General features: G+C 69.8%; 19 protein-coding genes and 1 tRNA gene. 5 read left to right on the forward strand and 15 right to left on the reverse strand.

Annotated features, from left to right (window positions below; genetic code table 11):
• Positions 1–9: 9 nt before the first annotated feature.
• Together AB0O24_RS14440 and AB0O24_RS14445 are read right to left on the reverse strand one after the other, a co-directional pair.
• Complete coding sequence (locus AB0O24_RS14440) at positions 10–381, reverse strand: RNA polymerase-binding protein RbpA (RefSeq protein WP_058597908.1); 372 nt, start codon at positions 379–381, stop codon at positions 10–12.
• Between the two features lie 109 nt (positions 382–490).
• Entirely contained in the window at positions 491–1291 is an 801-nt protein-coding gene (locus AB0O24_RS14445; protein ID WP_275800316.1) for a glycerophosphodiester phosphodiesterase family protein, read from the reverse strand.
• 153 nt (positions 1292–1444) lie between these two features.
• Here AB0O24_RS14445 and AB0O24_RS14450 point away from each other — a divergent pair, with 153 nt between their 5' ends.
• Both AB0O24_RS14450 and AB0O24_RS14455 read left to right on the forward strand, forming a co-directional pair.
• Positions 1445–2209, forward strand: a complete 765-nt coding sequence (locus AB0O24_RS14450) for an SDR family oxidoreductase (RefSeq protein WP_275800314.1) — start codon at positions 1445–1447, stop codon at positions 2207–2209.
• A gap of 2 nt (positions 2210–2211) precedes the next feature.
• The gene (locus AB0O24_RS14455; protein WP_363375797.1) at positions 2212–4185 is read left to right on the forward strand and encodes a S9 family peptidase; all 1974 of its coding nucleotides are present in this window, start codon (positions 2212–2214) and stop codon (positions 4183–4185) included.
• A 67-nt stretch (positions 4186–4252) separates the two neighbouring features.
• On the opposite strand, the gene AB0O24_RS14460 is transcribed toward AB0O24_RS14455, so the two are convergent.
• Both AB0O24_RS14460 and AB0O24_RS14465 read right to left on the reverse strand, forming a co-directional pair.
• Positions 4253–4804, reverse strand: a complete 552-nt coding sequence (locus AB0O24_RS14460) for a DUF308 domain-containing protein (protein ID WP_363375800.1) — start codon at positions 4802–4804, stop codon at positions 4253–4255.
• 85 nt (positions 4805–4889) lie between these two features.
• Entirely contained in the window at positions 4890–5819 is a 930-nt protein-coding gene (locus AB0O24_RS14465; protein WP_363375803.1) for an AEC family transporter, read from the reverse strand.
• Between the two features lie 184 nt (positions 5820–6003).
• Here AB0O24_RS14465 and AB0O24_RS14470 point away from each other — a divergent pair, with 184 nt between their 5' ends.
• Positions 6004–6543 carry a hypothetical protein gene (locus tag AB0O24_RS14470; RefSeq protein WP_363375805.1) on the forward strand — a complete coding sequence of 180 codons (540 nt, stop codon included), beginning with the start codon at positions 6004–6006 and terminating at the stop codon, positions 6541–6543.
• Between the two features lie 23 nt (positions 6544–6566).
• On the opposite strand, the gene AB0O24_RS14475 is transcribed toward AB0O24_RS14470, so the two are convergent.
• Both AB0O24_RS14475 and AB0O24_RS14480 read right to left on the reverse strand, forming a co-directional pair.
• On the reverse strand, positions 6567–7790 hold the full coding sequence (locus AB0O24_RS14475) for a serine/threonine-protein kinase (protein ID WP_363375808.1): 1224 nt from the start codon (positions 7788–7790) through the stop codon (positions 6567–6569).
• Between the two features lie 309 nt (positions 7791–8099).
• Positions 8100–8903, reverse strand: a complete 804-nt coding sequence (locus AB0O24_RS14480) for an SDR family NAD(P)-dependent oxidoreductase (protein ID WP_275801125.1) — start codon at positions 8901–8903, stop codon at positions 8100–8102.
• 111 nt (positions 8904–9014) lie between these two features.
• Here AB0O24_RS14480 and AB0O24_RS14485 point away from each other — a divergent pair, with 111 nt between their 5' ends.
• Positions 9015–10094: a hypothetical protein gene (locus tag AB0O24_RS14485; RefSeq protein ID WP_363375811.1), complete on the forward strand. Its 1080-nt coding sequence runs from the start codon at positions 9015–9017 to the stop codon at positions 10092–10094.
• A gap of 85 nt (positions 10095–10179) precedes the next feature.
• Here AB0O24_RS14485 and AB0O24_RS14490 read toward each other — a convergent pair whose 3' ends face one another.
• From AB0O24_RS14490 to polA, 6 genes are all read right to left on the reverse strand, one after another.
• Positions 10180–10683, reverse strand: a complete 504-nt coding sequence (locus AB0O24_RS14490) for a hypothetical protein (protein ID WP_363375813.1) — start codon at positions 10681–10683, stop codon at positions 10180–10182.
• Positions 10684–10775: 92 nt separating this feature from the next.
• Positions 10776–11540, reverse strand: a complete 765-nt coding sequence (locus AB0O24_RS14495; protein ID WP_275801133.1) for an SGNH/GDSL hydrolase family protein — start codon at positions 11538–11540, stop codon at positions 10776–10778.
• 65 nt (positions 11541–11605) lie between these two features.
• Positions 11606–12940 (reverse strand): MFS transporter, encoded by a 1335-nt coding sequence (locus tag AB0O24_RS14500; protein WP_363375816.1) that lies wholly within the window; start codon positions 12938–12940, stop codon positions 11606–11608.
• Positions 12937–13998, reverse strand: coding sequence for an LLM class flavin-dependent oxidoreductase (locus AB0O24_RS14505; protein ID WP_307386494.1), 1062 nt, complete (start codon positions 13996–13998; stop codon positions 12937–12939). Before AB0O24_RS14505 ends, AB0O24_RS14500 begins: the two co-directional genes overlap by 4 nt.
• Positions 13999–14095: 97 nt before the next feature.
• Positions 14096–15772, reverse strand: coding sequence for a DUF885 domain-containing protein (locus AB0O24_RS14510; protein WP_363375819.1), 1677 nt, complete (start codon positions 15770–15772; stop codon positions 14096–14098).
• Between the two features lie 50 nt (positions 15773–15822).
• On the reverse strand, positions 15823–18462 hold the full coding sequence (gene polA, locus AB0O24_RS14515; RefSeq protein ID WP_363375822.1) for a DNA polymerase I: 2640 nt from the start codon (positions 18460–18462) through the stop codon (positions 15823–15825).
• 72 nt (positions 18463–18534) lie between these two features.
• On the opposite strand from polA, the gene AB0O24_RS14520 reads away from it, so the two are divergent.
• Entirely contained in the window at positions 18535–18966 is a 432-nt protein-coding gene (locus AB0O24_RS14520) for a hotdog fold thioesterase (RefSeq protein ID WP_275798155.1), read from the forward strand.
• A gap of 266 nt (positions 18967–19232) precedes the next feature.
• Here AB0O24_RS14520 and AB0O24_RS14525 read toward each other — a convergent pair whose 3' ends face one another.
• The 3 genes from AB0O24_RS14525 to pyk all read right to left on the reverse strand — a co-directional run bounded on the left by AB0O24_RS14525 (position 19233) and on the right by pyk (position 21561).
• A complete protein-coding gene (locus tag AB0O24_RS14525) occupies positions 19233–19853 on the reverse strand; it encodes a response regulator (RefSeq protein WP_013586648.1) in 621 nt (206 codons plus the stop codon).
• A gap of 104 nt (positions 19854–19957) precedes the next feature.
• Positions 19958–20038: transfer RNA gene (locus tag AB0O24_RS14530), tRNA-Leu, on the reverse strand.
• 77 nt (positions 20039–20115) lie between these two features.
• Positions 20116–21561: a pyruvate kinase gene (gene pyk / locus AB0O24_RS14535; RefSeq protein WP_058597756.1), complete on the reverse strand. Its 1446-nt coding sequence runs from the start codon at positions 21559–21561 to the stop codon at positions 20116–20118.
• Positions 21562–21614 lie beyond the last annotated feature (53 nt).

Genomic DNA, 21614 nt, shown 5'->3' on the forward strand with positions numbered 1-21614 from the left:
CGGTCAGCGTCAGGCGCTGATCTTCTGATCCCCGGCTCCGCGGCGTGCGCGGACGAACGCGAGGCGCTCTTCGAGCAGTTCCTCGAGCTCGGGAATCGTGCGGCGCTCCAGAAGCATGTCCCAGTGGGTGCGCGGAGCCTTGTCGTCGCTGTGGTCGACGGTCGCGGTGCCCTCACCGATCCGCAGGAGTGCCTCTGCACCACAGGTGCGGCACTCCCAGGACTGGGGAACCTCGGCGTCGGCCGCGAAGGTCAGGACGGTGTCACGCCCGCAGGTGCTGCAGGAGTAGGTGTGCTGCGCGCGGTCGTGGAAAACGACCCCGTCTTCGCTCTGAAGGCTCTGTGCGCCGAGTCGGATGCCTCGAAGACTGCGATCTGCCATTGTGTGGTCCTCTCGTCGGTCCCCATGTATAACGACCGCACCTGTGCGCTTTATTCGAAATGAGCGCGTGCTCGCAGAACTCACAGGCGATGCTCAGGACCCCGGGTGTTCAGCGGCCGTTCACCAGTTCGAGCGCGACGTCGCCGCGGTCGGTCACGAGCCCGTCCACGCCGGCATCCAGGAGACGCGTCATGTCGTCGACGTCGTTGACGGTCCAGACGTGCACCTCGACACCCGCCGCGTGCGCGGCCTCGACCAGCCGAGGGGACAATACCCGCACACGGCCCTGTCGCTCCGGAATCTGAAGGGCGTCGATCCCGCGGAGGGCCCGACGCGCGAGGGGAGCGATGCCCGTCGTCACGGCGGCGACGATCCGGGCGACCGTCGCCGAACCGGGCGAGGTCGCGGGAGCCAGGGCGGCACCGGCTCTCGCGGCGGCGGCGAGAGCTCGGCGCCGCCGCTCGTCGGAGAAGCTCGTCAGAAGCACCCGATGCGCCTGGGGGGCCACGAGACGACCGACGGGGTCAGCTGCCGCCTCGGCCTTGACGTCGAGATTGAAGCGGGTCTCGGGGAAGGCTTCCAGCGCCTGCTCGAGCGTGATCAGCCCGCCCCGGTCGGACATCACCTCTTCGAGCTCGTGCAGCCGGACGTCGGCGATCCGGCGCGGGTCGCCGGTCACCCGCTCCAGATCGTCGTCGTGGAACAGGACGACGGTGCCGTCGGCGGTCAGATGGCAGTCGGACTCGACGTAGACGAGGCCGGCGGCGTGGGCCTCGGCGACCGCCGCGAAGGAGTTGTCGACGATTCCCAGCGCCGCGGCGTCGGAGGTGACCAGGCCACGATGGGCGAGGACCCTCGGGGGATCGCCTGCGGCGAAGTACGGATGACGCGGCGCGAGAGAGCGGATCATGACGGGGCCTCCGCGGCCGAACGTAGCACGGTGATCCGACACGCTCGTGACGCGGCGGCACCCCGGAGCAGAGGCGGCCCGGCTCGGTAGGGTGGGAAGGTCGCCTGTGCCCTCGTCGGCGCGCGGCTCGATCACGAATCGTCAGGAGAATCCGTGTCCCAGACCCTTCCCTCCGGCTCCCTGAGCGGCAAGACCGCCCTCGTCACCGGCTCGTCGCGCGGCATCGGTGCCGACACCGTCCGCTACTTCGCCGAGGCCGGCGCGAACGTCGTCATCAACTTCCGGAACAAGGCCCCGCGCGCCGAGAAGCTGGCGACGCAGCTGCGCGAGCTGGGCGTCGAGGCCCTCGTCGTCGGCGCCGATCTGACCGACCCCGAGTCGGTGAAGGCCATGTTCGACGAGGTCGAGCGCACCTTCGGCGGTCTCGACATTCTGGTGCTGAATGCCTCCGGCGGGATGGAGTCGGGCATGGCCGCGGACTACGCGCTGCAGCTCAACCGCGACGCCCAGGTCAACGTGCTCGAGACGGCTCTGCCGCTTCTGAAGGACGACGCGCGCGTGGTCTTCGTCACCAGCCACCAGGCGCACTTCATCCGCACCACCCCGACGATGCCCGAGTACGAGCCCGTCGCCCTGTCGAAGCGTGCCGGCGAGGACGCCCTGCGCGAGAAGATCCCCGCTCTCGAGGAGCGCGGCATCGGTTTCACGGTCGTCTCGGGCGACATGATCGAGGGCACGATCACGGCGACCCTCCTCGAGCGGGCGAATCCCGGTGCCATCTCGGCACGCCGCGAGGACGCCGGCAAGCTCTACAACGTGTCGGAGTTCGCCGCCGAGGTCGCCCGCGCGGCGGTCGATCCGGTGCCGGCCGACAACACCCGCCTCGTCGGAGACACGGGCTCGTTCGGAGGCGAGTGACCATGCGTCCCGTCGACATCGAGACGCTGATCTCGGTCGGACGTCCCACCCTCTCGTCCGACGGCGGCTTCGTCGTCTTCGCCACCTCGCGGCCCGATCTCGCCGCCGATCGCGGCGTGGGCCAGCTCTGGCGCGTCGAGTTGCCCGACGGGCGTCCGCGACGTCTGACGCGCGGGGTCGCCGACCGCTCGCCGCGGCTCTCGCCCGACGACAGCACGATCGCCTTCCTCCGCGCGGACGATCGCGGTCGCGCCCAGGTCTTCGTCGTCGCCGCGACCGGGGGCGAGCCCGTCCAGGTCACCGACCAGGCCGGGGGAGTCACCGACCTCGCGTGGTCGCCCGACGGCGGTCGCCTCGCCTTCGCCGCGCGCGTCCCCGAGCCCGGCCGGTACGGCACCGTCGAGGGACGGGATGCCGCGGCCGAGCCGCCGCGCCGGATCACCGGCATCCGCTGGCACGCGAACGGGCTGGGGTATCTCGACCGTCCGACCCACCTCTTCGTCGTGGAGGCGCCCTCGCCCGACGCGGAGCCGTTCTACGCGCCGGCGCCGGCGCTCGATGCGGCCGAGAAGCGCGTCGTCGCCGCGGAGCCGCTCCGCCTCACCCACGGCGAGACGAGCTGGAACGGCGTCGTGTGGACGCGCGACGGGGCCGAGCTCCTCAGCGTGCCGGAGGTCATCGAGACCGATCGGCGCGACCTGCGCGACCGGCTCATCGCCGTCTCGGTCGAGGACGGCGCCGAGCGCGAGGTGCTGGGGCGCGAGGCCGATCTCTCGATCGCCGAGGTCGCCACGGCTCCCGACGGCACCGTCTTCGTGCTCGCGAACGACGTCGGTCCCGAGGGCGTCGACTTCGTCGCCCCCGGGATCGCGCTCTTCGCGCTCGAGGCTGCGGGCCCGCGTCGGCTCACCGACCCCGAGACGATCGACCTCGGCGAGGGCGGCAGCCACATCTCCTTCGACGGCGACGACGCGATCGTGCAGGACCGCACCCGCGGTCGCCTCCGCCTTCTGCGCGTCACGCGCCGAGGCGACGTCGTCGAACTGCTCGGGGGCGACCTCGAGGCCACCGGCCACGCCGCGGCGAACGGCCGGGTCGTGGCATCCGTCGCCTCTCCCGAGTCGTTCGGCGAGCTCGTCGTCGTGGATGCCGTCGCGGGAATGCGTGCCGTGACCGATTTCGGTGCGGCGGCGCGTGAGCGCGGAGTCGTCATCCCGGTCGAGCACGAGATCGCCGGCCGCGACGGCTACCCCGTGCACGGGTGGGTCGCCGTTCCCGACGGGGAGGGGCCGTTCCCGGTCATCCTCCAGATCCACGGCGGGCCCTATGCGTCGTACGGTGTGCACCTCTTCGACGAGACGCAGGTGCTCGTCGACGCCGGGTACGCCGTGGTCTACAGCAACCCGCGCGGGAGCGCCGGCTACGGCCGGGAGCACGGGCGATCGATCCGGCAGCGGATGGGCACGCTCGACTACTTCGACGTCATGGACTTCTTCGACGGCGTCGTCTCCGCGGATCCGCGCCTGGACGGCGACCGTGTCGGTGTGATGGGCGGCTCGTACGGCGGGTACATGACGGCCTGGGTGATCGCCCACGACCACCGCTTCGCCGGTGCGATCGTGGAGCGCGGATTCCTCGACCCGACCGCCTTCCCCGGGTCGAGCGACATCGGCTCGTTCTTCGGGCAGGAGTACGTCGGCACCGACCCCGCGCAGATCGCGGCGCAGAGCCCGATGGCGGTGGTCGACCGGGTGAAGACACCGACGCTCGTGCTGCACTCGGAGCTCGACTTCCGCTGCCCGCTCGAGCAGGCCACGCGCTACTACGCGGCGCTGAAGAAGCAGGGGACCGAGGCCGAGATGCTCATCTTCCCCGGTGAAGACCACGAGCTCACGCGCGGCGGTCGTCCCCAGCATCGCGTCCAGCGTTTCGACGCTGTCCTCGACTGGTGGCGCCGGTACCTGCCCGTCACCTGACGCGGGAGAGCGCGAGACGGGAGAGGGGGCCGGATGCCATGGCATCCGGCCCCCTCTCCCGTCTGTCTTACGCGGCCTTGCCGAACTGGATCGCCCGGACGATCTGGAAGACGCCGAGGATGACCAGCGAGATGCCGATGAGCAGGAACAGGGTGACTGCCCCGAGCAGAGGCGAGAACAGCAGGACCACGCCGGCCACGATGCTCACGATCGCGAAGAAGATCGTCCAGGCCCGAGCCTTGGAGTTGTGCCCGACGGTGGTGAGCGAGACGACGCCCTCGACGATCCACAGGATGCCGACGAGCGTGCCGATGAAGACGCCGAACCATGCGGCTGTCGCAGGGAGGTTCGTGAACGAGAAGATGCCGGCGACGATGAACAGCACTCCGAGCACGATGTAGCCGATCCGCGCCCACCCGGAGCGCCAGAACACGCCGATGCCGATGTTCACGAGACCCGCGATGATGACGTACACCGCGATGATGCCGACCGCGACCTGCGCGGTGCGGCCCGGCCAGATGAGGATCAGCAGACCGATCACGAGCGAGAGCGCGCCGCTGATCCCGAGGGCGGTACGGACGGCTCCGACGACGGGGGTGGTCGTGGAAGAGGGCGACATGGCGAGCCTTTCTGAGTGAAAGCCGAGAACAGTGCTCACCCTAGACCCGAGGGTGAGAGTCCCGCCAACGCGCTGTCGCGCGCGGTCACGCGGGGGAGTGGTCCAGCAGGAGCGCGACCGTGAATAGAACGGGCAGGCATCCGATCGTCGAGATGAACACGACGTCGCGCGAGAGGATCTCGCCGACGCCGTAGCGTTGCGCGAAGTTGAAGACGTTCTGTGCGGTCGGCAGCGCCGCAAGCACGACGACGACGAAGACCTGGTCGGCGGGCAATGCGAACCACGTGGCGACCGCCCACGCCAGAGCGGGCATCGCGACGAGTTTTAACGCCGAGGCGAGGATGACGTCGAGGCGACGACCCGGCTCGGTCAGCACGCGCTGGCCGTACAGCGACATTCCGTAGCTCATCAGCAGTACCGGCACACAGGCGCCGGCGATCAGATGCAGCGGGTCGAAGACGATCGGCGGCAGATCAATGTCGAGAACGGCGACCAGCACCCCGAGAGCCGAGCCGATCAGCATCGGGTTCTTCGCCGTCTGTCGGAGGATGCGCCACGGCGATCGCGAGCCGGAGGTCGCGGCATCGAGGATCGACAGGGCGATGGGCATCAGCACGAGCAACTGGAACAGGATCACCGGAGCGGAGTACGCCGCGTTGCCCAGCATGTAGAGCGAGATCGGGATGCCGATGTTGTTGCTGTTCACCTGCCCGGCGGACAGCGCACCGATCACCGTCTCGCCGACGCGCCGCCGGAGGATCACGGCCGAGATGAGTGCGTAGATGCCGATGATCACGGCCGCCGTGATCATCGAGACGGGGAGGAGAGCGGAGAACAGGGTGCCGACGTCGGCCGTCGCCAGCACGGTGAAAAGCAGGAAGGGCGAGAGGACGAAGAACGTCAACCGGCTGAGGACGGGACGCGCGTGCGCCCCGAGCAGGTCGATCCGAGCGATCACGTATCCGACGACGACCGCGAGACCGACGACCGCGAAACCGGTGAGGACGCCGCTCATCCGCGGGTCCGGGGGAGAGGCGCGGGGGTGGCGGAAGGCATCCCTTCGAGCGTAGTGCGAGGAACGGCGCCGTCGAATCGTTACACGGCGATCGCCGAGACCGGCGTCGGGCCGCCGATAGCATCGGCTCACGACCGCGGATCGGGAGAGTCCGCGGCTCGTTTCACCCCTTGAGAGGAATCACGTGCGCATGCTGCTGGAGAAGAAGACCGCCTGGGGCCTGGGAGCCTCGATCATCGTGGCCGCCGCGGCGTTCGGGCTGACGGGATGCTCGAGCCCGGCTCCGTCGACGGGAGACCAGGCTGCGCCGTCGGCCGCGTCGGCGAGCGCGAAGGCGGATGACGCCGACGATGACATCGACGACGAACTCGACGACTACGCCGCCGACATCGACGACGCGAACGCCTCGAGCTTCGATACCGCGCGAGCCGTCGTCGACGCGTTCGTGGCGGCCGGTGGCGTCTGCACGGACCCGAAGGACTCGGGTCTCTCGCTCGCCACATCGTCGATCGACTGCACGGGTGCGTCCGGCCGGATGCAGACCGTCGCGGTGTTCGCGACGGCCGACGAGGCGCAGAAGTGGTTCGACGCGCAGACCGTGGTCAAGGTGGGTGAGGTGACCAGCTACCTGCTCGGCGAGAACTGGGCGATGGTGGCGGACGGTTCGGCGATGAACATCGCTCAGAAGCTCGGGGTCCGCACCCAGACGCTCGTGATGCGCTGAGATCGGTCGCCGTTCCCGCCGCGTCAGCGCGAGCCGGGAACGGCGACCTGCTGCGCGGGTGCGGGCTCCTGCACCGCAGGAGCGCTCGGGGAGGGAGACGGCGCGATCTCCGTCACGTGCTGCGTCGGAGCCAGGAGCGAGAGGGCCAGCACGTGGCCTCCGACGACGAGCACCGCGGCCAGCACGGCGGCACCCAGCCAGGCTGGGCGGATGCCAGGTCGTCGGCGTGCCGTCGCGCGCCGCCGGCGGTCACCGGAGGGTGGCGGGGCGGGTGGCGACGTGGCGAGGGTCGAGGCGGAAGCGGAGGCCTCGAGGTCGGGGAGCGGCGTCCAGGGAGCCGTCTCGACCCCGAGCAGGTCGAGGAGCTCGAGGTCGTCGGCATCCGGGATCTCGATGTCCGTCGAGAAGGTCAGCGCCGCCGCTCGTTCGGCGATCACGGCCGCCGGGGGGCGCACCGCGGGATCGAACGCGGTCATGTCGGTGAGCAGGGACGCCCATTCGCGACCCAGCGAGGCGGGAATCGACGGGGGACAGGCCAGCCGTGCCAGTACCGTCTCTTGCAGAGTCCCGCCCTGGTAGGGATGCAGACGCGTGAGCGCTTCGATGGTGAGCAGCCCGAGGGCGTAGATGTCGGACGCGGGCTGCGGTGGTTCGCCGCGGACCTGCTCGGGGGCCAGGTAGGCGGCGGTTCCGATGACGGTGCCCGGGGTGGTCAGACGCGTGGCGTCGATCAGGTGTGCGACGCCGAAGTCGGCGAGAACGGCCTCGAAGCCGTGCGGAGAATGGCGGGTGGGACGCAGGAGCACGTTCGACGGCTTCACATCGCGGTGGACCACGCCGGTGGCATGCACTGCGGCGAGAGCGCGCGCGAGGTCGACGAGCAGTGCGGCGACGAAGGCGGGCTCCAAAGCGCCCGCCTCGATGCGTCGCTGCAGGGAAGGGCCGTCGACGTACTCCATGACGAGGTAGATGTGGTCGCCGGCTTCGAGGCGAGCGTCGTAGAGCGTGACGAGCGACGGGTGGTCGAAGGCGGCGAGGACACGTGCTTCCGACAGGCGACGCCCGGGTTCGATGGCGTCGGCCTGGTCGGTGTGGAAGAGCTTGATCGCCACGTCGCGTGCGAGGACGGTGTCGCGCGCGCGGAAGACACGGCCCATTCCGCCGGCCCCGACGCGGTCGGACAGCACGTAGCGACCTCCGAGGGTGTCGCCGGTGTAAGGCATCGCGGCATCGATCGACTGGCTCATCCGGTCCTTCGGCTCAGCGAACCGGTGCGGACGTCGACGACGGGCGGCACCTGGCTCTCCTGGGACGCTACGCGCGCAAGGACTGCTCGATTCGGGGGTGGTGCGCCGGTGCCGCGGGGTACATAATGCGGCCCGAATCCCGGGCGTGCGCTCCAGTCGGGGTAACGCCGATAATGCACATTATGTCAGCTTGGGCACGAACGAGCGTCCCCGCCGCTCGCGGCCCGTTCCCTGTCGAGTGTCCAAGACACGCCGTCATGGCGCGGGCCGTCGCGGCGTGTCTTGGACACTCAACGCGGCCGCGGGCGGTCAGCGGACCCAGTGCGACGTCACGTCGAGCACACGCGAACCGCTGAGGTCGGCGAGCGACAGGCCGGCGAACCGCAGCGCGGACTCCGAGGTCTGCCAGCGGAACCGGGGCGCGTCGGTGATGGCCGCCTCGACGACGGTCTCTGCGGCATCGTCCGCCGACTGCGCGCTCGCGAACGACGTCGCCGCACGATCGAGGTACGCCTGCTGGAGAGCCGCGTACGGGCCGGGTTCCGCGCGCTCGACCGAGGCGGTGAACGACGACGCGACGGCACCCGGCTCGACGATCGACACGTCGATGCCGAACGGGGCGACGACCGGCGCGAGGGACTGCATCAGGCCCTCGACGGCGAATTTCGCGGCGCAGTAGGCGTCCGAGAAGGGCTGGCCCACCGCTCCCCCGACGCTCGTCACCGTGACGATGCGACCCCTGCCTCGCTCTCGCATCCCGGGCAGCACGAGTCGGGTCAGCCGCGCGACGGAGAGGTAGTTCGTGTCGAGCTGCTTCTGGAGGTCTTCGTCGCTGAGCTGCTCCAGGGTGCCGACGGCGCCGCGGCCGGCGTTGTTCACGAGGATGTCGAGCGGGCCGGCGTCGGCGACGAGCGAACGAGCGCCCTCGGCGTCGGTGACGTCGAGCGCGCGGATGTCGAGCTCCACCCCCGCCTCGGCGGCGGCCGCGCGCAGGGCGTCGGCGCGGCCCGTGTCGCGGACGGTGGCGATCACGTCGACGCCCGTGCGCGCGAGGCCGATCGCGGTGTGGAGGCCGATGCCGCTGGAGGTGCCGGTGACGAGTGCGAGGGTCATGTGCTCATTGTGGACCGTGCCGCTGTCCGGAGCCTATGAGCCGACTGTGCCCCTCTCCCCCGTCGGCGCGGCCCCGGGCTCTCCCGCAGCGGAGGATGGCAGGCTGGCCGCATGACGCAGGACGTCCTCCCGCCCGCTGCCCCCGCGTCTGCGCGCCCGCGCCCGGTGCGGCGTGTCGTCGCCGTCGTGTCGGCCGTACTCGTGCTCCCGCCGCTCGCCGTCCTGTTGGCGCTCACCATCCTCGGTTCGCGATCAGAAGGCCCGACAGAGGTCATCGTGGGCGGGTGGGACTCGGAAGCGATCGCGGGTGCCAGCGTGCAGATCGCCCTGCTCGCGTTCGTGGTCGCGGTGTGCGCGATACCCGCGCGACGGTGGTGGCTGCTGTTGTTCGTGCCTCTCCGGTTGGCGGCGTGCGCGGCGCTCCTGCTCGCGGCGTTCGCGGCCGCCCTGACGGGCGGGTCCATCGTGCCCGTGGTGGCCGATGGCTGTTCGACCGGGTACGTCGTGAGCGAGCGCGCTTTCCTTCTCTCTGCCCGTATCGAGGTGCTACGCGTCGAAGGCATTCTCGCCACTCCGGTCGACAGCGTGCAGACGGACGACGGGCATACCCCCTTCGCCCAGGGGTCGTACATGGCGGTCGTCGAAGGCGATGAGGTGCGCGTGTGGCACACCTTCGACAGCTCCACCGAACCGCTGGCCACCGTCGGTGAGCCTCAGCTCGTGCTGCCCCGTTTGCTCGATCCGGCCGATGCCGCGTGCGGTCTGGTGGGAGGACGAAAGCCCACGGCGCAGCTTCCGCCGGATCCGGTCTCCCCTGATCCCGACGGTGGCCCGCGACTGAGCGAACAGATCGGCGACACGCGCGACGAGGTCGTGCGCATGGCATCCCTCGCCCTCGAAGCGGCGACGGGACCGGTGACGGATGCCTCCGGGGCGCCGGTGTCGATTCCGGCGGCGTCCGAGTTGGTCTGCGACGGCTCGACGGGTCTCGGCCTCACGATCGCCACCGGCGACAACGAGCACTCGTACGCGGCGATTCTGGCCGCCTTCGACGATGCGGGATACGCGAAAGATCGCGCGATGCAGGAGGACCTGCGGGACGACGGCGTCATCCGGTTGTCAGCTCGTGACCGCTCGACGATCGACGGGATGCTGCATCTCGGGCTGAGCGCCGCGTGCCGTCTGCCCTGAGATCGGCCCGGACGCGGGAGTTCCGCCGCACGGGAATCGCGTCTCGCGATGCCGTGACGCGTGCCATCGCCGTGTGATCCGCGCGCTATCCCGCCGCGGCGACCCGGATCAGGTACGCGCCCTCTTCGCCGCCACTGTCGAGGTCGACGAGCAGCCCCTTCTCGGGGAGGTCGACCTGCACGGGGGTCGCGGCCATGCACGAGACCGACAGCGGGTCGATGACGGCGGTCCCCGACGTCGTGGTGATGCGCCCGGTCATCATCTCGGGGCCGGCGCACTCGAGTGTCACGGTGTACGTGCCTGGCTCGACGGTCCGATTGTCGCCGCGGCGCGGAGCGACCTCATCGCCGTCGCCGAAGGTCCCCCACGACTGCCAGAGGTACTCCCCCACCTCCGCATCGGCGACCTCGTCGTCGAAGTAGCCGGCCCAGGGGTCCGGTGTGGGCGGCGCGGTTGTGGTCAGCGAGGGTGACGGCGTCGGAGAGCCCGCTGCGGGTTGTTCCGCCTCACCGCCGGAGCATCCCGTGAGGGCGCCGAGCGCGATCGCGGTGCCGGAAAGGGCCAGAAGTCGCGTGTTCGAGGGAGACATCCGGCGATCTTAGGCACGCGGATGCCGAGACACCAGGGGGTCGAGCGTTCTGAGCCCGGGCACCCGGCGCCCGTTCGTGCGACCGGCGACGCTCACCCGCCCGGCGTCAGCTCCACCCATTCGCCGCCGAATTTCGGGGCGCGGCCGTCTCCGGACGAGGTGCCCGCGAGACGACGACGGATCCACGGCGCGACGTGCTCGCGGTAGTAGGCCGACCCCTTCAACCGCTCGACCTCGGGGATGTCACGAAGACGCCACCACTCGGCGGGCGCGGACAGCCCGACCGCCTCGATCACACGCGCGGCGACCCGGTGATGTCCGCGCGGGTTCATGTGCAACCGGTCGACCGACCAGAACTCGCCACCGGCGAGCTCACGATCGAACCAGTTGTACGCCGTGATGACGTCGGGGCGCGATGCCAGCCGCTCCTCGACCGCCTTCGACAGGCGGTCACCGCGCATCTGCAGGACCCGACCGAGGGGCAGCCCCGCCGACGGGTTCGCGCCGGACAGCACGATGAGCTGCACGCCCTCCTCGTCGCACCGACGCAGGACGTGCTCGAAGAACCCGACGATCCGCTCGAGGTCTGAGCGGGGGCGGAGCATGTCGTTGCCCCCTCCGTTGAACGACAGGTGGGTCGGCTTCAGCGCCAGAGCGGGCTCGAGCTGCTGCTCGACGATGGGCTGGATCAGCTTGCCGCGGATCGCGAGATTGGCGTACTGGATCGGTTCGCCCGCGGCATCCGCCCATCCTTGGGCCGCGAGGTCGGCCCACCCCCGTACCGTGCCGTCGGGGAGTTCGTCGCCGACTCCCTCGGTGAACGAGTCGCCGATCGCGACATAGCGGACGGATGCCATGCGTCGAGCCTACGCGGGCGACGCTCCCCGGTTCGAAGCGCCCCTCCCCCGCGACCCGAGGAGGATCAGGCCAGCGCCCGCCCTCGTTGCTCGCGGAGGAAGAGCGACGCGACGACGGCCACCGCGAAGAACGCCGCGAACACGATGAACAGCAGCGGAGCACCGCCCGCGGCGAGCAGCGGCGGGACCGACAGGGGCGCGAGGATCGACGCGATGCGCCCCACGCCCGCGGCCCACCCGGCACCGGTCCCCCGCAGGGACGTGGGGTAGGTCTCGGGCGTCGCGGCGTAGAGGGCACCCCAGGCGCCGAGGTTGAAGAACGACAGCAGCATTCCGCTCGCGATCACCGCGACCTCACCGGAGGCGGTGCCGAACAGCACGGCGGCGATCGCCGAGCCGGCGAGGAAGGTCGCGAGCGTCGCGCGCCGCCCCCACGCCTCGATGAGCCACGCGGCGACGGCGTACCCCGGAAGCTGGGCCAGGGTGATGATGAGCGTGAAACCGAAAGAGCGTACGAGGTCGTAGCCCTGCGCCACGAGGATCGTCGGAATCCAGATGAAAGCGCCGTAGTACGAGAAGTTCACGCAGAACCACAGCACCCACAGGCTCGCCGTGCGCGCGCGGAGGCCCGGAGACCACAGCGCACCGACGCGGGCGCGAGGAGCGGGAGCGGATGCCGCCACCCCCTCGCTCGAGGGCTCGAGCGAAACGCGACCGGCGGCGGCCTCGAGATCCCGCACGATCGCGACGGCTTCGCCGTTGCGTCCTCGCGACGCCAACCATCGGGGCGATTCGGGCAAGCCCCAGCGGACCATCAGCGCGTAGACCGCGGGGATCGCGCCGAGCGCGAACGCCCACCGCCACCCGTCGGCGGAAGAGGGCACCACGAGGTAGCCGATGACAGCGGCGGCGGTCCAGCCGACGGCCCAGAACGCCTCGAGGAAGACGATGACGCGCCCGCGGATCCGAGCCGGAGCGAACTCGCTGACGTACGTCGAGGCCACGGGCAGTTCAGCGCCGAGTCCGAGACCGACGACGAAGCGCAGCACGAGGAGCGCCGCGAGCCCCCCGACGAGCGCGCTGGCCCCCGTCGCGACGCCGTAGACGAGGAGCGTCAGCGCGAACACCTGACGCCGCCCGAAGCGGTCGGCGAGGAGCCCGCCGAGGCTCGCGCCGATCGCCATTCCCGCGAATCCCGCCGAGGCGATCCACGAGGCCTGCGCGGGCTCGAGCTTCCACTGCGCCGCCAGCGCGGCGATGATGAACGAGATGAGCCCGACATCCATGGCATCCAGGGCCCAGCCCAGTCCCGAGCCGCCCAGGATCCGCCCGTGACGCCGGGTGAACGGCAGGGCGTCGAGACGCTCGGACACCCGCACGGTGTCGGTGCTCGCGCTCACGAGGCCGCTGCGTCGGAATCGGAGTCGGCGAGCATCTCCCGGACCAGCGGCAGGACACGCGTGCCGTAGAGCTCGATGCTCGACATCAGGCGGTCGTGCGAGATCGATCCGCTGGCGAACTTCATCTGGAAGCGCGAGGCGCCCAGCGTCCGGACGGTCGTGGCGATCTTCGTCGCCACCGTCTCAGGCGAGCCGATGTACATCGCCCCCTCGGGTCCGACGTCGTGCTGGAAGCGCAGGCGGTTGTAGGCGGGCCATCCGCGCTCGCGACCGATGGTCGTGTTGAGCTCCGCGACGCCCTCGTAGGCCTCGTCCCACGCCTGCTGGTCGGTCTCGGCCACGTGGCCCGGCGAATGCACCGAGATGGGCATCGCGGGCTCGCCGAACTCCTGCAGCGACTGCCGGTAGAGCTGGGCGAACGGCCGGAAACGGGCGGAGGACCCGCCGATGATCGCGAGGACGAGACCGTAGCCGTAGCGGGCGGCGCGGACGACGGACTCGGGCGACCCGCCGACACCGACCCACGCTTTCAGCCCGTTCTCGGTCTTGGGATACACGTCGGCATCCCGAAGTCCGGCCCGGGTGCGTCCCGACCAGGTGACCGGCTTCTCGTCGAGGAGGAGCGAGAAGAGCTCGAGCTTCTCCTCGAACAACTGCTCGTAGTCGTTCAGGTCGTACCCGAAGAGGGGGAACGACTCGATGAACGACCCCCGCCCGAGGATGACCTCGGCGCGGCCGTTCGAGACGGCGTCGAGCGTGGCGAAGCGCTCGTACACGCGGACCGGGTCGTCGGACGACAGGACCGTGACCGCGGTGCCGAGGTGGATGTTCTTCGTGCGCGCGGCGGCCGCGGCGAGAACGATCTCGGGGCTCGTGACCGCGAAGTCCTTGCGGTGGTGCTCCCCCACCCCGAAGAACGACAGCCCGACCTCGTCGGCGAGCACCGCCTGCTCCACGACGTTGCGGATGGTCTGCGCGTCGCTCTGCAGTGCCCCGTCGGGGCCGCGCGAGATGTCTCCGAAGGTGTCGAGGCCCAGCTCGACGGGGGTGGCGTCCATGAGATCTCCTTGCATTCGGATGAATGAACTTTACGCGAGGGCGAAACATTCCCCGGCACGAACGAGGGGCGTCGCCGTAGCGACGCCCCTCGGGGGATCAAACGGATGCCAGGGCGGCCCGCAGCGTGTCGAGACCGACGCCACCGATGTCGAGCGCCCGCGTGTGGAACTGCTTCATCGAGAAGTCGGCACCGCGGCGCTCCCGCTCTTCCTCGCGGACCTGCTCCCAGATGCGCTGGCCGACCTTGTACGCGGGCGCCTGACCCGGCCAACCGAGGTAGCGGTTGACCTCGAAGCGCACGAACTCCTCGCTCATGTTGACGTTCTTCAGCATGAACGCGAGCGCGTAGTCGTGGTCCCACGTGCCCGTGCCGTCGAGGCGCGGCTTGCCGAGGTGCACACCGATGTCGAGCACGACGCGTGCGGCGCGCATGCGCTGCCCGTCGAGCATCCCGAGGCGATCGGCGGGATCGTCGAGGTAGCCGAGCTGCTCCATCAGACGCTCGGCGTACAACGCCCAGCCCTCGGCATGACCGCTCGTGCCCGCCAGGAGGCGGCGCCACGAGTTCAGCTGCGCACGGTTGTACACGGCCTGGGCGATCTGCAGGTGGTGGCCCGGAACGCCCTCGTGGTACACCGTGGTCAGCTCGCGCCAGGTGTCGAAGGTGTCGACGCCCTCGGGAACCGACCACCACATGCGGCCGGGGCGCGAGAAGTCGTCGGTCGGTCCGGTGTAGTAGATCCCGCCCTCGTTGGTCGGGGCGATCATGCACTCGAGCTCGCGGATGGGCTCGGCGATGTCGAAGTGGGTCCGGCCGAGCTCTTCCACGGCCTTGTCGCTCGTGCGCTGCATCCACTCCTGGAGTGCCTTCGTGCCGCGGAGCTTGCGCGACTCGTCCTTCTCGAGGAAGGCCACCGCTTCTTCGACGCTCGCGCCGGGAAGGATCTCGTTCGCGATCGCCTCCTGCTCGGCGACCATGCGGGCGAGCTCTTCGACGCCCCAGTCGTAGGTCTCGTCGAGGTCGATCTCGGCGCCGAGGAACTGGCGCGAGTGCAGCGCGTACATCTCGCGACCGACCCCGTCCGCTTCGCCCGCGACCGGGGCGAGCTCCGAGGAGAGGAAGGAGGCCAGGCCGTCGTACGCGACGCGGGCGGCGCCGGCGTTCTGGTCGAGGTCGCGCGCGAGCGAAGCGGGCAGCTGCCCCTCGGCGGGCGCGGCGTTGCCGACGAACTCGGCGAAGAAGCCGGTGTCGGCGGTGTAGCGGGCGATCTGCGCGACGACCTCGTTCACCTGGCGACGAGCGGGCACGACCCCCTCGGCGATGCCGCGGCGGAGGGTCGCGACGTAGCCGTCGATGGCCCCGGGCAGCGCCTTCATCCGCTCCGAGATCGTGGCCCAGTCCTCGACCGTCGCGGTCGGCATGAGGTCGAAGGTCGCGCGGATGTCCTGCGCCGGTGACGCGATCACGTTGAGGTCGCGAAGGTGGGTCTTCGCCTCGTGCTGCTCGATCATCAGGTCGAGCTCGCGGACGAGGTCCATCTTCGTGACCGTGTCGATCGCGTCGACGGGCTCGGCCGCCTCGAGCGCGGCCTTCGTGGCGCGGGCGTCGGCGGTGAGGGCCTCGGCGCCTTCGGGGCTGTAGTCGCCGAAGCGGCCGTTGTGCTCGTCGCGCCCGATGTAGGTGGCCAGCGTCGGGATGCGCTCCGCCAGGGTGTCGACCCACGCCTCGGCGATCGTGTCGATCGGCGTGGGGGTGCGTTGTGCGTCAGTCATCCTTCGAGCCTAGGGAAGCGAGAGCGCTGCCGCATCCCCGCTCCCGGCGCTCAGTGCCCCGCTTCGTCCCAGTCCCCGCCGCGGCCGATCTGCACGTCGAGGGGCACCGACAGCTCGGCCGCATCCGCCATGCGGGCGCGCACGATGCTCTCCACGGCATCCCACTCCCCCGCCGCCACCTCGACGACGAGTTCGTCGTGGATCTGCAGCAGGACGCGCGAGCGCAGACCCGCGGATGCCAACTCCTCGCGGATCCGGAACAGCGCGACCTTCATGATGTCGGCGGCGCTGCCCTGGATCGGGGCGTTGAGGGCCGCGCGCTCGGCGTTCTCGCGCAGCACGCGGTTCATGCTGGTGAGGTCGGGGAACGGGCGCCGGCGGCCGAAGATCGTCTCGGTGTATCCGTCTTGGCGAGCCTGCTCGACCGAGCCGCGCAGGTAGTCGCGGACCGCACCGAAACGCGCGAAGTACTCGAGCATGAGCTTCTTGGCCTCGGACTGTTCGATGCGCAACTGCTTGGACAGACCGAACGCAGACAGCCCGTAGACGAGGCCGTACGACATCGCCTTGACCTTCGTGCGCATCGCGGGAGTGACCTCGGCCGGTTCGACGCCGAACACCCGAGCACCGACGAAGCGGTGCAGGTCTTCGCCCGAGTTGAACGCCTCGATGAGGCCGGGGTCGCCCGACAGGTGCGCCATGATGCGCATCTCGATCTGCGAGTAGTCGGCCGTGAGGAGGGTCTCGTAGCCTTCGCCCACCTCGAAGGCCGCGCGGATGCGCCGACTCTCCTCGGTGCGGATCGGGATGTTCTGCAGGTTCGGGTCGGTGCTCGAGAGGCGACCGGTCTGGCTCCCCGTCTGCACGTACGTCGTGTGGATGCGTCCGTCCGGCCCGGTGGCGGTGTCGAGGGCGTCGATGATCTGCTTCAGCTTGGTCGCTTCGCGGTGCTTCAGCAGGAGGTCGAGGAACGGGTGCGGGGCGCTCTCTTGCAGATCGGCGAGGGCCGCGGCATCCGTGGTGTATCCGCTCTTCGTCTTGCGGGTCTTCGGCAGCTGCAGCTCGTCGAACAGCACCTCCTGGAGCTGCTTGGGCGAGCCGAGGTTCACTTCGTGGCCGATCGCCGCGTACGCGTCGCGCGCGAGAGCGTCGGCGCGCGCACCCAGCTCCGCGGAGAAGCCGGAGAGCTTCTCGTGCGACACCGCCACGCCCGCGAGCTCCATGTCGGCGAGGGCGGTCAGCGTCGGCATCTCGATGTCGTCGAGCACTCCGGCGACGCGCTCGGGAAGCTCCGCCCGCTGTGCCTCCGCGACGCGGCGGATGAACCAGGCGAGCTGACCCGGCGTGGCCCCCTCGGTCTCGGGGACGAGCTGCGTGGGGTCGGCTTCGGGGAGCTTCTCGTCGAGGTAGCGCTGCACGAGGTCGCCCAGCGTCTTGTCGGGGAAGCTGGGACGCACGAGCCACCCGGCCAGGATCACGTCCGACGAGATGCCGCCGAGCGCGATCCCCTCGCGCAGCAGGGCCTTGACCTGCGGCTTCGCGTCGGCCATGACCTTGGGTGCGTCGGATGCCAGCCACCCGGCGAGGGCGTCGCGCACCGCGGGTGACCAGGCGGCCTCGGCCGCGCTGTCGGCACGCGCGAGACCGATCTGCGTGGGCGTTCCCTGCGCGAGCACGAGCGTCAGCCCCACCGTGTCGGTGGACTCCCCCACCCAGGCGGTCAGGCCTTCCGCGTCGAGCGGAGCGGGCGCGGGGGCCGTCGCCGTGGGACGCGCCTCTTCGGCGCCGTCGCCCGCGTCTGCGCCCAGGGCATCGAACACGCGGGGCAGGAGTGTGCGGAACTCGAGGCGCGCGAAGATGTCGCGCACCGCTTGGCCGTCGAGCGGCTTCATCTCGAGGTCGGACGGTCCCACGGGCAGCTCGACGTTGCGCAGCAGGCGGTTCAGCGCGCGGTTTCGCCTCACCCCGTCGAGGTGCTCGCGCAGATTGTTGCCCACGACGCCGGTCACCTTGTCGGCGTTCTCGAGCAGGGCGTCGAGCGAGCCCCACTGCGTGAGCCATTTCACGGCGGTCTTCTCGCCCACCTTCGGCACGCCGGGCAGGTTGTCGCTCGTCTCCCCGACGAGGGCAGCGATGTCGGGGTATTGCGCGGGCGGAAGGCCGTACTTCTCGATGACGGCCGCGGTGTCGTAGCGCTTGAGTTGAGACACCCCCTGCACGTTGGGATAGAGCAGCGTGATGTCGTCGGTGACGAGCTGGATCGTGTCGCGGTCGCCGGAGCACACGAGGACCTCGAACCCCTCGGCCTCGCCCTGAGTCGCGAGCGTCGCGAGGATGTCGTCGGCCTCGAAGTCCTCCTTCTTCAGGACCGGAACGCCCATGGCCTCCAGGCACTCCTGCAACAGCGGGATCTGCCCCTTGAATTCGGCGGGCGACTCGCTGCGATTCGCCTTGTACTCGGCGTACTCCCGCGTGCGGAACGACTGTCGCGAGGTGTCGAAGGCGACCGCGAGGTGCGTCGGCTTCTCGGCTTTGACGAGGTTCACGAACATCGACAGGAAGCCGTAGATCCCGTTGGTGTGCTGCCCGTCTTTCGTCGAGAAATTGTCGACGGGGAGGGCGTAGAACGCCCGGTAGGCCAGCGAGTGGCCGTCGACGACGAGGAGGGTAGGCTTTTCGGCATCCGTCACCCCTCCAGCCTAACGAGGACCACGGACACTGCCCCGGCCCGGCCCGATCACGGCGATGACACGAAGGCGATGATGACGTCCACGATCCCCGACCCCCTGTCCGGCCTCGACTGGGTGAAGAAGCGCGGCATGGGCGCTCTCGCCGAGAAGATGGGCTTCGAGTGGGTGGAGTTCACCGTCGAACGGTGCGTCGCCACGATGCCGGTCGAGGGCAACACACAGCCGGTCGGTCTCCTGCACGGCGGCGCCTACGTGGTGCTCGGCGAGTCGCTCGGCTCGATGGCGGCGAACCTCCACGCGGGCCCGGGCAAGCTGGCCGTCGGCATCGACATCAATGCCACCCACACGCGCTCCGCGACCTCGGGCCTGGTCACCGGCGTCTGCACGCCCATCCACCTCGGGCGGAGCCTCACGGTGCACGAGATCGCGATCTCCGACGATCAGGGGCGCCGCTGCTCCACGGTGCGGATCACGAACATGATCAAGGACGCGCCCGCGCGCTGACCGCACGTCCCGTCGAGGACGTTGAGCCTGTCGAGGGGTCCGTGCCGTGCGTGTTCCCGGTGGCTTCGACAGGCTCAGTCACCTGTCCCCCCATCGCGTGCCCGGTGGCCTCGACGAGCTCAGCCACCTGCCGGCTCAGCCACCTGCCGGCTCAGCCGCCCTCGCCACGGAGGTCCCTGAGCTCGTCGAAGGGACCTGTACCCCCTCCCCCGCCAACGAAAAATGGATGCCACCGAAGTGGCATCCATTTCACGATGAGGGCGCGCTCAGCCCTTCTTCGGGGCCAGCTGCTCGATGATCGCTTTCGCGACGTCCTGCATGGTCAGACGGCGGTCCATCGACGCCTTCTGGATCCAGCGGAAGGCCTCGGGCTCGGAGAGGCCCATCTTCTCGTTCAGGAGGCCTTTGGCGCGGTCGACGAGCTTGCGGGTCTCGAAGCGCTCGACCATGTCGGCGACCTCGGCCTCGAGCGTGATGATCTGCTCGTAGCGGGCGAGGGCGATCTCGATCGCGGGCAGCAGGTCGTTCGGCGTGAACGGCTTCACGACGTAGGCCAGTGCACCGGCCTCGCTCGCACGCTCGACGAGTTCCTTCTGGCTGAACGCGGTCAGCAGGACGACGGGGGCGATGTGGTTCTTGCTCAGCTTCTCGGCCGCGCTGATACCGTCGAGCTGGGGCATCTTGACGTCCATGATCACGAGATCCGGGCGGAGTTCGGTCGCCAGCTGTACGGCGGTCTCGCCGTCGCCGGCCTCACCGACCACGTCGTAGCCGTTGTCGCGGAGGATCTCGACGATGTCGAGACGGATGAGCGACTCGTCTTCCGCCACGACGACGCGGCGGGGGGCGGCGGGCGCGGAGGCCGGAGCGGCTTCTTGATCAGTCACGTGACCATCCTAGGACTGGGAGGGCGCATCACCCGCGAGGAGCGTCGATGCGATAGAGGGCAAACGATACCGGGCCGACTCGGGAAGAGCCGACCCGGGGGTCGTACCGGTGGTGGGACTCGAACCCACACGTCTTTCGACAGAGCATTTTGAGTGCCCCGCGTCTGCCATTCCGCCACACCGGCTCGTGCTCGCGAACTCCCAATCTACCGGGAGAACACGAGCGACGCGCGCCGGCGGAACCGGCGCGCGTCGTCGACGATCAGACGTCCTGGTAGCCGGGGGCTGCACCGTGGACGGCGTCGCCCACGCGGTGCACGCGCAGGTCGTTCGTCGAACCGGCGATCCCGGGAGGGGACCCGGAGATGACCACGACCTTATCGCCGACCTTCGCGAGGTCGTTCGACAGCAGGTAGTCGTCGACCTGAAGGAACATCTTGTCGGTGTGCGGGACGTGCTCCACCAGCGTCGAGCGGACACCCCAGGTGAGGGCGAGACGGCGACGGATGCCGGGCTCGGGCGTGAACGCGAGCATCGGGATCGTCGAACGCAGACGCGACATGCGGCGCGCGGAGTCGCCCGACTCGGTGAACACGCAGAGGTACTTCGCCTCGACGAAGTCGGCGACCTCGACCGCGGCCAGCGTGATGGCGCCACCCTGGGTGCGAGGCTTGTTGGTCAGCGGCGCGATGCGCTCGAGACCGTGCTCCTCGGTCGAGGCGACGATGCGGGCCATGGTCTCGACGACCACGACCGGGTAGTCGCCGACGCTGGTCTCGCCCGAGAGCATGACCGCGTCCGCGCCGTCGAGGACGGCGTTGGCGACGTCGGAGGTCTCGGCGCGCGTGGGCACCGGGCTGCTGATCATCGACTCGAGCATCTGCGTCGCGACGATGACGGGCTTCGCCATGCGGCGCGCGAGCTCGACGGCGCGCTTCTGCACGATCGGCACGGCCTCCAGCGGCAGCTCGACACCGAGGTCGCCACGGGCGACCATGATGCCGTCGAACGCGTCGATGATCTCTTCGAGGTTGTCGACCGCCTGCGGCTTCTCGATCTTGGCGATGACGGGGACGTAGCGTCCCTCCTCGGCCATGATCTCGTGCACGCGCTCGATGTCTTTCGCATCCCGAACGAACGAGAGAGCGATGAGATCGGCGCCGGCCTTGAGGCCCCAGCGCAGATCGGCCTCGTCCTTCTCGCTCAGCGCGGGGACGTTGACGGCGACGCCGGGCAGGTTGATGCCCTTGTTGTTCGACACCGGGCCGCCGACGACGACCTCGGTGGTCACGACAGTGCCGTCGGTCTCGACGACGCGGACGCGGACCTTGCCGTCGTCGATGAGCAGGAAGTCACCGGGCTTGACGTCCTGGGGCAGGCCCTTGAACGTCGTGCCCACGATCTCCTTCGTGCCGAGGATGTCTTCGATCGTGATCTTGAAGATGTCGCCCGGGGCGAGCTCGTGCGGGCCGTTCTCGAACTTGCCGAGACGGATCTTGGGACCCTGGAGGTCGACGAGGGCCGCAACCGGGCGGCCGGCGTCCTCTGCCGCCTTGCGCACGTTGGCGAAGTTGGCGTCGTGCACGGAGTAGTCTCCGTGGCTCAGGTTGAGGCGGGCGACGTCCACCCCGGCGTCGATGATGGCGCGAACCATCTCATACGACGACGTGGCGGGCCCGAGTGTTGCGACGATCTTGGCGCGTCTCATCCGTTTTCAAGCTCCGTGAGGATTCGGGAAGTGGCCGGATCGGCCCTTGCCAG

It is taken from the genome of Microbacterium sp. NPDC086615, from assembly GCF_040686055.1.
Classification (GTDB): domain Bacteria; phylum Actinomycetota; class Actinomycetes; order Actinomycetales; family Microbacteriaceae; genus Microbacterium.

Excerpts from the sequence above, each read along its gene's own strand:
- AB0O24_RS14440 (WP_058597908.1), bottom strand. The coding sequence starts at position 381 with ATGGCAGATCGCAGTCTTCGAGGCATCCGACTCGGCGCACAGAGCCTT.
- AB0O24_RS14445 (WP_275800316.1), bottom strand. The coding sequence starts at position 1,291 with ATGATCCGCTCTCTCGCGCCGCGTCATCCGTACTTCGCCGCAGGCGAT.
- AB0O24_RS14455 (WP_363375797.1), top strand. The coding sequence starts at position 2,212 with ATGCGTCCCGTCGACATCGAGACGCTGATCTCGGTCGGACGTCCCACC.
- AB0O24_RS14460 (WP_363375800.1), bottom strand. The coding sequence starts at position 4,804 with ATGTCGCCCTCTTCCACGACCACCCCCGTCGTCGGAGCCGTCCGTACC.
- AB0O24_RS14465 (WP_363375803.1), bottom strand. The coding sequence starts at position 5,819 with ATGAGCGGCGTCCTCACCGGTTTCGCGGTCGTCGGTCTCGCGGTCGTC.
- AB0O24_RS14475 (WP_363375808.1), bottom strand. The coding sequence starts at position 7,790 with ATGAGCCAGTCGATCGATGCCGCGATGCCTTACACCGGCGACACCCTC.
- AB0O24_RS14480 (WP_275801125.1), bottom strand. The coding sequence starts at position 8,903 with ATGACCCTCGCACTCGTCACCGGCACCTCCAGCGGCATCGGCCTCCAC.
- AB0O24_RS14485 (WP_363375811.1), top strand. The coding sequence starts at position 9,015 with ATGACGCAGGACGTCCTCCCGCCCGCTGCCCCCGCGTCTGCGCGCCCG.
- AB0O24_RS14490 (WP_363375813.1), bottom strand. The coding sequence starts at position 10,683 with ATGTCTCCCTCGAACACGCGACTTCTGGCCCTTTCCGGCACCGCGATC.
- AB0O24_RS14495 (WP_275801133.1), bottom strand. The coding sequence starts at position 11,540 with ATGGCATCCGTCCGCTATGTCGCGATCGGCGACTCGTTCACCGAGGGA.
- AB0O24_RS14505 (WP_307386494.1), bottom strand. The coding sequence starts at position 13,998 with ATGGACGCCACCCCCGTCGAGCTGGGCCTCGACACCTTCGGAGACATC.
- AB0O24_RS14510 (WP_363375819.1), bottom strand. The coding sequence starts at position 15,772 with ATGACTGACGCACAACGCACCCCCACGCCGATCGACACGATCGCCGAG.
- AB0O24_RS14520 (WP_275798155.1), top strand. The coding sequence starts at position 18,535 with ATGACGTCCACGATCCCCGACCCCCTGTCCGGCCTCGACTGGGTGAAG.
- pyk (WP_058597756.1), bottom strand. The coding sequence starts at position 21,561 with ATGAGACGCGCCAAGATCGTCGCAACACTCGGGCCCGCCACGTCGTCG.